This window comes from Amycolatopsis sp. NPDC000009, assembly GCF_055563465.1.
Map to the genome: position 1 here is coordinate 513,114 of NZ_JBVHDI010000004.1, position 9,907 is coordinate 523,020.

At 68.7% G+C, this 9,907-nt stretch carries 7 protein-coding genes; 6 read left to right on the forward strand and 1 reads right to left on the reverse strand.

The features are described from left to right. The first annotated feature begins 91 nt into the window (after nt 1–91). The 5 genes from ACZ3HL_RS15965 (at nt 92) to ACZ3HL_RS15985 (ending at nt 7,205) form a co-directional block, all read left to right on the forward strand. Nucleotides 92–2,311 carry a serine/threonine-protein kinase gene (locus tag ACZ3HL_RS15965; RefSeq protein ID WP_465531603.1) on the forward strand — a complete coding sequence of 740 codons (2,220 nt, stop codon included), beginning with the start codon at nt 92–94 and terminating at the stop codon, nt 2,309–2,311. Beyond that, nucleotides 2,302–4,569 carry a serine/threonine-protein kinase gene (locus ACZ3HL_RS15970; RefSeq protein WP_465531605.1) on the forward strand — a complete coding sequence of 756 codons (2,268 nt, stop codon included), beginning with the start codon at nt 2,302–2,304 and terminating at the stop codon, nt 4,567–4,569. The genes ACZ3HL_RS15965 and ACZ3HL_RS15970 overlap by 10 nt, the downstream gene beginning before the upstream one ends. 317 nt (nt 4,570–4,886) lie before the next feature. Beyond that, nucleotides 4,887–5,537 (forward strand): hypothetical protein, encoded by a 651-nt coding sequence (locus tag ACZ3HL_RS15975; protein ID WP_240596315.1) that lies wholly within the window; start codon nt 4,887–4,889, stop codon nt 5,535–5,537. A 19-nt stretch (nt 5,538–5,556) separates the two neighbouring features. Continuing rightward, entirely contained in the window at nt 5,557–6,207 is a 651-nt protein-coding gene (locus tag ACZ3HL_RS15980; protein ID WP_465531607.1) for an NAD(P)H-binding protein, read from the forward strand. Nucleotides 6,208–6,257: 50 nt separating this feature from the next. Further along, on the forward strand, nt 6,258–7,205 hold the full coding sequence (locus tag ACZ3HL_RS15985) for a ribose-phosphate diphosphokinase (RefSeq protein ID WP_465414440.1): 948 nt from the start codon (nt 6,258–6,260) through the stop codon (nt 7,203–7,205). Here ACZ3HL_RS15985 and ACZ3HL_RS15990 read toward each other — a convergent pair. Further along, nucleotides 7,202–8,506 carry a D-arabinono-1,4-lactone oxidase gene (locus ACZ3HL_RS15990; RefSeq protein WP_465531609.1) on the reverse strand — a complete coding sequence of 435 codons (1,305 nt, stop codon included), beginning with the start codon at nt 8,504–8,506 and terminating at the stop codon, nt 7,202–7,204. The two genes, ACZ3HL_RS15985 and ACZ3HL_RS15990, sit on opposite strands and share 4 nt — an antisense overlap. Nucleotides 8,507–8,594: 88 nt before the next feature. Here ACZ3HL_RS15990 and ACZ3HL_RS15995 point away from each other — a divergent pair, with 88 nt between their 5' ends. After that, nucleotides 8,595–9,779: an amino acid deaminase/aldolase gene (locus ACZ3HL_RS15995; protein ID WP_219146737.1), complete on the forward strand. Its 1,185-nt coding sequence runs from the start codon at nt 8,595–8,597 to the stop codon at nt 9,777–9,779. Nucleotides 9,780–9,907: the final 128 nt, after the last annotated feature.

A 9,907-nucleotide genomic window follows, 5' to 3' on the forward strand; every position in this document is an offset into this window, starting at 1 on the left:
ACCGACGAGTAACCCTAAACCCGGAAGGCGGGGAACCGCTGCGGCGCAGCTCACCTCCAAGGGGACACGATCGGGAATCGCGGAGGAATCTGTGGACGACTGGGCCTTGCCGGGTTTCACCGAGATGGGGTCGCTGGGCGAAGGTGGATTCGGCCGGGTCGTGCTGGCTCGCCACGACGAATCCGCGCAGGTCGTGGCCATCAAATACCTGTACGCGCGGTTCGCGGCCGACCCGCTGCGCCTGGCCGAATTCCGCCATGAGGCGCAGATCCTGAGCCGCGTTGCGGGGCCGCACATCGCCCGCCTGCACCAGTTCGTCGAGACCCCGCAAGGGGCCGCGATCATCATGGAAGCCGTTCACGGAATCTCCCTGAAAGAGATCCTCGGCCGCCAGGAGAAGCTCGAACCCGAAGCCGCGCTGGCCATTCTCAAGGGCTCGCTGCTCGGACTCGCCGGCGCGCACGCCGCGGGCACCGTGCACCGCGACTACAAACCGGCCAACGTCCTGGTCACCCGCGAGGGGCAGAGCAAGCTCGTCGACTTCGGCATCGCCGTGCTCGCCGGGCAGACCGGGGTCGCCGCGGGCACGCCCGCGTACATGGCGCCCGAGCAGTGGGCGGGCGGTATCGCCACCCCCGCGACGGACGTCTACGCCGCGACGTGCGTGTTCTTCCAGTGCGTCGCCGGGCACCGGCCGTACGAGGCCGAACAGGTCGAAGTGCTCCGCACGCTGCACGAATACGCTCCGATCCCGTTCGGCGAGGTCCCCGAACCGGTCCGCGACCTCATCGCGCGCGGCATGGCGAAGGACGTCGCCCAGCGGCCGTCGGGCGCGGCCGAGTTCGTCACCGAACTGGAGGAGTCCGCCAGGAAGGCGTACGGCGAGGACTGGGAGCGCAACGGCTGGCACTGGCTCGCCAAAGGCGCCGGGGTCCTGGTCGCCCTCTCTCCGCTGGCCCTGCTCGGCGCCGGGACGGCCGCGGCACCGGTCGTCGCGGGCGGAGCGGCGGCGGCCACCGGCGGCGGGATCGCGGTCGGCCTCAAGGTGACCGCCGCGATCGCCGCCGTCACCGCGGCCGCCGTCGGCACGGTCGTCGTGGTCAACGCCGACGGCGACGAAACGCCGCCCCCGACGACGACCGTCGCCGCGATGAAGGTCGACCTCCTCACCCGAACCGAGAAATTCGACGGCTTCGACTACAACGGCAAGTACGTCCGCATCAGCGGTTTGAAGGACAAGGTGGCCGAAGAGCGGGTCAACAAGGCGCTGATGGCGCCGATCGACGGCTGGCTCGCGAACGTCTGGCCCGACGGCTACCCGCCACAGCGCGAACCCGACGGCGACATCCCGCATATGAAGACCGAAGCCGAGATCCTGCGCCAGGACGACAAACTGCTCACGGTCGTCTACAAACGCTCGATCGACTCCGTCCAGTTCGGCAACCACGGCGGGTTCGGCATCCGCCCGATCGTCATCGATCTGACGAAGGGCGAACAGATCCCCAACGCGCGCCTCTTCGACAACGTCGACGGCACCGCCGACCGGATGCGCATGCTCGAAGACATGCTCTTCGACGCCGCCAAGCCGGGTGACTGCCTCGCCGACGCGCCGAGCGAGCCCGAACACCTGCCGGTCGGCGCGCTGTCGGATCCGTGGTCCGTCACCGGCGACCCGGTGCTGCAGGCGGCACCGACCGCGAACGGGATGACGTTCTACGTCTACGGATCCGTGCTCGGCTACCCCCGGGTCTGCGACCCGACGCAGGTCACCGTCGAATACCGCCACCTCCTCCACCTGATGAGCCCAGAGGTCATGAACCTGCTCGGTGGCCCACAGGGGCAACGCACCAAAGAGGCCGACGTCGGCGCCTTCACCATCACCACCCCCGAGAAGTGGTCGCTGCTCTCCGGCGCCCCCATCGAGCGCTACCTGGTGACGGCCGACCAGTGCGCGGGCGGCGGGATGCAGCCCGCCCAGTGCGCGAGCGTCGTCTTCAGCGACAACTCGCGGACCGACCCCGCCAAGCGGGCGTATGAACCGGGCAAGCCCTACAACCGCTCGTCCGGCCCGCGTCCGTGCCACTCCATCGGGGCACCCGGTGAGACCCAGGGATCGCCCGTCCTCCAGGTGAAGGAGCTCCGCCCGGTCGGGTCGAAGCGGGCCGCCTACGAAGAGTGGCGGCTCACGTGTTCTGGCGGCGGTACGGTCACCCAGCGGGTCTGGTTCCTGCCGAAAACGCAGCTCGTGATCGTGGACGAATGGAACACTCCAGGTCTCGACAAGATTCTGGAAGAGGCGCAGTGGAACTGAGCGACGAGTGGAGACTGCCCGGCTTCACCGAGCTGGAGCAGCTGGGCACCGGCACCTTCGGCCGTGTGGTGCTCGCCCGCCAGGACAACACCGGCCACGTCGTCGCGATCAAGTACCTCTTCTCCCGCTTCGCCGCGGACCCCGCGCATCTGGCCGCGTTTCGGCAGGAAGCGATGGCGCTCCACCGGGTGTCGAGTCCGCACGTCGTGAAGCTGCACGAGTTCTTCGAGACGCCGCAGGGCGCGGCGATCGTCATGGAGGCGATCAACGGCGTTTCCCTGCGTTCGGTGCTCCAGGCCGAAGGCGCTCTCGAACCCGAGGCCGCCCTCGCGGTGTTGAAGGGTTCGTTGCTCGGGCTGGCCGCGGCGCATTCCGCGAATGTCGTCCACCGGGACTACAAACCGGCCAACGTCCTCGTCGCCGACACCGGCGAGAGCAAGCTGGTCGACTTCGGCACGGCCGTCCTGGCGGGGGAACGCGGCCCGTCCGTCGGCACACCCGCGTACATGGCGCCCGAGCAGTGGTCGGGCGGACAGGCCACGCCCGCCACCGACGTCTACGCCGCGACGTGCGTGTTCTTCCAGTGCGTCGCCGGGCACCGGCCGTATCAGGCCGACGACACCGAAGTGCTCCGCACGCTGCATGAACACGCGCCCATCCCGTTCGGCGAAGTCCCCCAGCCGGTGCACGAGATCGTCGCGCTGGGGATGGCGAAGGATCCGTCGAACCGGCCGGTCGACGCGCTCATGTTCGTCGGTGAACTGGAACGCGTCGCCCGTGCGGGTTACGGCGACGAATGGGAACGCAAGGGCTGGTCACGGCTCGCGAAGGCGGCGGGCGTGCTCGCCGCGGCGACGCCATTGGTCCTGCTCAGTGCCGGTACGGCGGCCGCGCCCGGGGTCGCCGCCGCCGGGACGGGCGCGGCGGCCGCGTCGACCGGCGGGATCGCGGCCGGACTGAAGATCGCCATCGGTGTCGCCGCGGCGACGGCCGCCGTGGTCGGCTCGGTGGTCGTCTTCTCCGACGCGAGCACACCGCCGCCGTCACCGCCGACCACGCAGCAGGCAGTCGCGCTCAAGGTCGCCATGAAGACCCGGTCCGGGACCGTGCCCGGGACGACCCTCCCCTACAGCGGGGACCACCCCGAGGTGACCGGTTCGCCCGATCAAGCCTGGCTGAAGCGCGTCAACGACGCCCTGGCGGCGCCGATCGACGAGTGGAACCGCAAGACCGGCCCGGGCGCCGCCAAGCTGGAGCCGGAACGCGGCCCGTACAAGCTCCTCACCAAGGCCGAAGTGCGCTCGCAGAACGAGCGGTACCTCTCGGTGCGCTACACGCACGACCTCGAGAACAAACCGCATTCGACCTGGGGAAATGGTCGTGCCGCGGTGACCATCGACCTGAAGGAGGGCAAGGCGCTCACGCCCGCCGAGTTGTTCGCGCCCGGAAAGTTCACCGACGACGGACTGCGGACCCTCGCCGAACTGCTCTGGCCGGACAAACAGCAGTGCGGTGCCCTCAGCAGCACCTTCCCGTACCAGCCGCTCAAGACCGCTGACCTCGCCGAAGAGCCGAAGGTGTGGCTCGCGTTCACCCCGGCGGCCGTCGAAGTCACCGTCGACCTCAACCTTCTCGGCTTCGCCACCGCCTGCGGAGTCCAGGACTACACGCTGCCCTACGACAAGCTGGCCGGTCTCCTGAACCCGGAGCTCGTCGAGGGCGTGACCGGCGGAAAACCGCTGAAGGGAACTTCGTCCGCTCCGCCCGCGCCAGGCTTCACCGATGTCTCGGCCGGCGCGCTGACCCTGCATCTGCCGCAGGACTGGTCCGTGGTGTCGCAGGGGCTGGAGAAGGTACTCGTCGCTCCGGGCTGCCCGGATCCCAAGAAGTACTTCAACTGCAAGTACGTCCTCCTCACGGACAACAGCCTGCAGTCCGCCGAGCAGCCGCCGTACCGGCCCGGTGAGTTCTACCGGCGCAGCGCGGGCGGCCGGGCCTGCAACGCCGCCGGGCGAAAGGACCTCCGCCAAGAGGGTGACGCCGTCCGCACGGTTTCCACCATCGCACCGGTCAGCGGGGCTTCGGCGAACTACGAGGAGTGGACGATCCAGTGTGTTCCTCGTGGACAGACGGGCGGAAGCGGCGAGACACAGGTGACCCAGCGGATCTGGTTCGTTGCGGACAGGCAAATCGTGGTGATGGACGAGTGGCGGACACCGGGTGTCGAAGAACTCCTCCGCACCGCGACGATCTCGTGACCTGACCTGCGAAGGTCCACAGTGGAATGAGTATTCGTTGGGCTGAATGGCCTAACGTCCCACTTCGTCGTCCGTGACCGTTCGGAGACGCCGAGTAACGCCACTTACCTCCGCCTCACTCGGTTGGCGGCACGTCGGACTGAAGTCCGATGACCGCCTACCGACCGGTCACCGATGACAAGGCGCCGCCGATCGCAGCCACTCCCGTTGTCCGGCGCCGTCGCCTCCCCGCCCTGTTAGACAGTTCATGTGCCGCTTCCACCGAGGTGGCACGGGATGAAGAGCCCTAGGGAAACCAGGTTCGAAGGAGGCGGAACGTGGCGGCTACACCGAACATGGAGAGCTCGACGGTCGCCGGTGGCGCGAAGCGCAGCCGGTCACTGCCGAGCCGGGTGGTGCCGCCGATCGAACTGCCCGCGAGCGTCGGGGAGCTTTCGCGCAAGGCGGCGGCCCTGCTCGGCTGGAACGGCATCGTGTTGCCGGAGACCACCGTGCTCGGCCGCAAGATCTGCGTGGTCGCCCGGCTCCGTACCGACGTGCACGCCGAGCGCATCGCGATGGGCATGGGTCCCGTCGTCGATCGCGCCACCGTCGACACCTGGACATGGCCAGAGCTGGCCGCGACCGCACCCGCGCCGGCCGCCGAGATCATCGGCGTCCTCGCGGTCGCCCGGCACTGGCGCACCGCGATGGCCTCCGCGGTTCCGTTCGCACGTTACGGCGAGGCCGCGATGGTTCTCCCATCGCCTGCCGTACTGACGGAAGACTACGTCGGCAACTGCCTGCCGCGTGCCCGCGCCTACGGGCTCGGCATCGTCACCGCCGACCCCAACGCGGTCACCGACCTCGACCTCGAGGGCCACGGCGAGCGCATGATCCTCGACGAGGACCCGGTCTCGCGCCTGGTCAACGAGATCGTCTACGACCAGCTGCTCCGCGAAACCGAGCTCCCTGCCGAAGTGGACTGAACGCGCTACCGTCGGGTCCATGCGAGTAGTCATTGCGGGTGGACACGGACAGATCGCGCTGAAACTGGAGAAACTCCTCTCCTCGCGCGGTGATCAGGCGGTCGGGATCGTGCGCAACCCCGGTCACGTCGCCGATCTCGAGGCGGCCGGTGCCGAAGCCGTCGTCCTCGACCTGGAACAGTCCGATGTGGACGCCGTAGCCAAGGTGCTCGACGGCGCCGACGCCGCCATCTTCGCGGCGGGCGCCGGGCCTGGCAGCGGCACGGCTCGCAAGGACACTGTGGACAGAGCGGCCGCGGAACTCTTCGCGGCCGCCGCCGAACAGGCGGGCGTCCGGCGGCACATCCAGGTCGGCTCCATGGGAGCGGACAAATGGGAGACCGCGGACGTCCCGGACGACTTCCGGATCTACCTCAAGGCCAAGAAAGCGGCCGAAGACGATCTGCGCGCCCGCGACCTCGACTGGACGATCCTCCGGCCGGGACAACTCACCAACGACGAGGGCACCGGCAAGATCCGGATCGCCGAATCCACCGGCCGTGGGCCCATTCCCCGGCAGGACGTCGCCGCGATCCTCGTCGCGCTGCTCGACACCCCGTCGACGGCGGGCCGCGTCCTCGAAGCGATCTCGGGTGATACTGCTATCTCTCAGGCCATTTCCGCTCTGTGAAACCGTAGTGTGTGGACGTAATCCGTCTTTTGAATGAACGGAGTAGGTCCTTGCGCGAGGACATCGCGGTCTTCAGTGGCAGCGCACATCCCGAGCTGGCCGAAGAGATCTGTGCCCATCTCGGTGTTCCCCTTCATCCGGTCAAGGTGCAGCGCTTCGCCAACGACTGTCTCGAAGTCCAGCTCGAAGCCAACTGCCGCGAGCGTGACGTCTTCCTGATCCAGCCGCTGGTGCGGCCGGTGCAGGAACATCTCGTCGAGCTGCTGCTGATGCTGGACGCCGCGCGGGGCGCGTCGGCCAAGCGGATCACCGTCGTCATGCCGCACTACTCGTACGCTCGTTCGGACAAGAAGGACGCGCCGCGGATCTCGATCGGCGGCCGTCTCGTCGCCGATCTCATGGCGACCGCCGGCGCCGACCGGGTGCTCGCGATGACGCTGCATTCGCCGCAGGTGCACGGCTTCTTCAGCGTGCCGGTCGATCACCTGCACGCGTTGCAGGAGCTGGCGAAGCACTTCCGCCAGTACGACCTCTCCGCGACCACCGTCGTTTCGCCGGACCTCGGCAACGCCAAGGAGGCCGCGCATTTCGCCCGGCTGCTCGGCGTTCAGGTCGCCGCCGGCGCGAAGCAGCGCTTCGCCGACGACAGGGTCGAGATCAGCTCGGTGATCGGCGAGATCACCGGCCGCGACGTGATCGTCCTCGACGACGAGATCGCCAAGGGCAGCACCGTGATCGAGTTGCTGTCCAAGCTGCGCGAGCTGAAACCGCGTTCGATCCGCGTCGCCTGCACGCACGGCCTCTTCTCCAGCGGTGCGCTGAAGCGGATCGGCGAGCAGGACGACGTGCTGGAGATCGTCTGCACGAACACGGTGCCGATCCCGCCGGAGGAGCAGAGCCCGAAGCTGCGGGTCCTGTCGATCGCGCCCGCGCTGGCGGAGGCGATGCGGAGGATCCACAACGGCGAGTCGGTCAGCGCGCTGTTCGAAACGGCTTAAGCGGTGCCGAGGACCCGGTCGAGGTAGGTGTTCGTGAAGACGCCGGCCGGGTCCACCTCCTTGCGGATCCGCAGGAAGTCGTCGAAGCGCGGGTACCGCGAGCGCAGTGTCGCGGCGTCGAGGTCGTGCATCTTGCCCCAGTGCGGGCGGCCGCCGACCTCTCCGACGATCGACGCGAATCCGGCGAAGTACTCGCGGTAGGGCATGCCGAGGAACTGGTGGATCGCGAGGTAGGCGGAGTCGCGGCCGTTCGCGGTCGAAAGCCAGATGTCGTCCGCGGCGGCGACACGCACCTCGACCGGGAACGCGACCGGATTCTCCAGCTTCGGGACGAACGCGCGGAGTTCGGAGAAGACGTCGTGCAGCGCTTCGCGGGGGATCGCGAACTCCGACTCGACGAACCGCACACCCCGATGAGTCACGAAGACGCGATGCGACGTGTCGCTATACTCGCGGGCCGAGAGGATGTTGGAGGCGAACCGCCCGAGCGGCTGGACGAGTTTCGGCACCGCGCGACCGAGGCGGCACAGGCCGCCGAACGCGACATTCTCCGTGACCTCGTAGTCGACGAACTCCTTCAGCCTGCTCAGCGGCCGGTGTTCGCTACCCGCCGGAAGCCGGTTGTTGCGCTTGACCAGGGCGTTCTTGCCGTAGGGGAACCAGTAGAACTCGAAGTGGTCGTTCTCGTCGGCGAACTGGTCGAAGCCTTCGAGGACCTGTTCGAGCGGTTCCGGCCGCTCCTGGGCGGAGAGCAGGAACGAAGGTTCACACCGCAGGGTGACCGTGCTGATGACGCCGAGCGCGCCTAGCCCGACCCTCGCCGCGGCGAAGAGATCGGGGCGCTCGTCCGCCGAACAGGTGACCACGGTGCCGTCGGCGAGCACGAGTTCGAGCGCGGCGATCTGGGTGGCGATCCCGCCGAGCCGGGCGCCGGTGCCGTGGGTGCCGGTGGAGATCGCGCCCGCGACGGTCTGCGCGTCGATGTCGCCCAGGTTGGTCATGGCAAGGCCCAGCGCGTCGAGTTCGGCGTTGAGCTGCTTGAGCGTGGTGCCCGAACGGACGGTGACCAGGCCTTTCGCGACGTCGGCCGACGCGATACCGGTCCAGCCGGTCAGGTCCATGGCGTCGGAGTTCGCGGCGGCGATCGCCGTGAAGGAGTGGCCGCTGCCGAGCGGGCGCAGACGCCGCCCGTCCGCGGTGGTCCGGCCGATCGCCTCGGCGATCCCGGCCGTGTCCCGCGGCCGATGCACGCGAAGGGGTGAAGCCGCCGCGGTTCCCGCCCAGTTGGTCCACCGAGTCATGCGCCCACCTATTCCGAGAGGCTCGAGTGCCGAAACAGTAAGTGAATAGTATTCGCGTTTCAAGCCCTTCTGTCGTACCTTAGTTCGGGTGACCAGTGCGACGGTGTACGACTTGGCGACGAAGGACCTGGATCCTCCGTTCGCGGTTGTCGACTTGGATGCGTTCGACGCGAACGGCGCCGACCTGCTGCGGCGGGCCGCCGGGAAGCCGATCCGTGTGGTCAGCAAATCCGTGCGCTGCCGGTATCTGCTCGAACGGGTGCTCGCGCGGCCCGGTTTCGAGGGCCTCATGTGCTACTCGCTCGCCGAAGCCGTCTGGCATGTCGAGCAGGGGACGTCCGAGGACATCGTGGTGGCGTATCCGACCGCCGACCACGGCGCGCTGCGCCGGCTGGCGGCGAACGACCGGGCGCGGGCGGCCATCTCGATCATGGTCGACTCGCCCGAACATCTCGACCTGGTCGACGCCGCGCTGGGGCAGGGGCATCCCGAAATCCGGGTCTGCCTGGAGCTCGACGCTTCGTGGCGGCCGCTGCCCGGAGTGCACGTCGGCACCCGCCGGTCGCCGGTGTTCAGCCCGCGGCAGGCCGCGGATCTGGCGCGGACCATCTTGTCCCGCAAGGGTTTCCGGCTCGTCGGGATGATGGCGTACGAAGGTCAGATCGCCGGGCTCGGCGACGCGGCGGGCGGCGGCGTCAAGAACTCGCTCGTCGGCTGGATGCAGCGGAAGTCCATTGTGGAAATCGCGAAACGCCGCGCGGCCGCGGTCCGCGCGGTGCGGGCCCTGGCGGATCTGGAGTTCGTCAACGGCGGCGGCAGCGGCAGCGTCGAATCGACCGGTGCCGAAGCGGCCGTCACCGAGATCGCGGCGGGCTCGGGCCTGATCGGGCCGACGCTCTTCGACGGCTACGCGCACTTCTCGCCGCGCCCGGCCGCGATGTTCGCGCTGCCCGTGGTACGCCGCCCGGCGCCGAAGGTCGCGACGCTCTTCTCCGGCGGCTACATCGCTTCGGGCCCCGCCGAGTCTTCGCGACTCCCGACGCCTTACCTGCCCGAAGGACTCTCGCTGCTCGGATTCGAAGGCGCCGGCGAAGTCCAAACCCCCGTCTCCGGCGAGGCCGCCCGGCACCTACGCCTCGGCGACCGCGTCTGGCTGCGCCACGCGAAGGCCGGCGAACTCGCCGAACGCTTCACGCACTACCACGTCGTCGTCGGCGACCGCGTCGACCGAACCGTCCCCACCTACCGAGGCGAATCCCAAAACTTCGGCTGAATCCCGCGACCCCACCCCCCACCCATCCCTGGGCAATGCCACTTACTTAGCTGGCCGCTGGCTCTGGCTGTGTTGGTGTTGTTGCTGATTGTAACGGGGCGTGGGGTAGCGTTCCGTTGTGGGTGTGA

What these genes read in the sequence shown, in the direction of transcription:
- ACZ3HL_RS15980 (WP_465531607.1), top strand. Translation starts at nt 5,557, where the DNA reads ATGCGAGTAGTCATTGCGGGTGGACACGGACAGATCGCGCTGAAACTG.
- ACZ3HL_RS15990 (WP_465531609.1), bottom strand. Translation starts at nt 8,506, where the DNA reads ATGACTCGGTGGACCAACTGGGCGGGAACCGCGGCGGCTTCACCCCTT.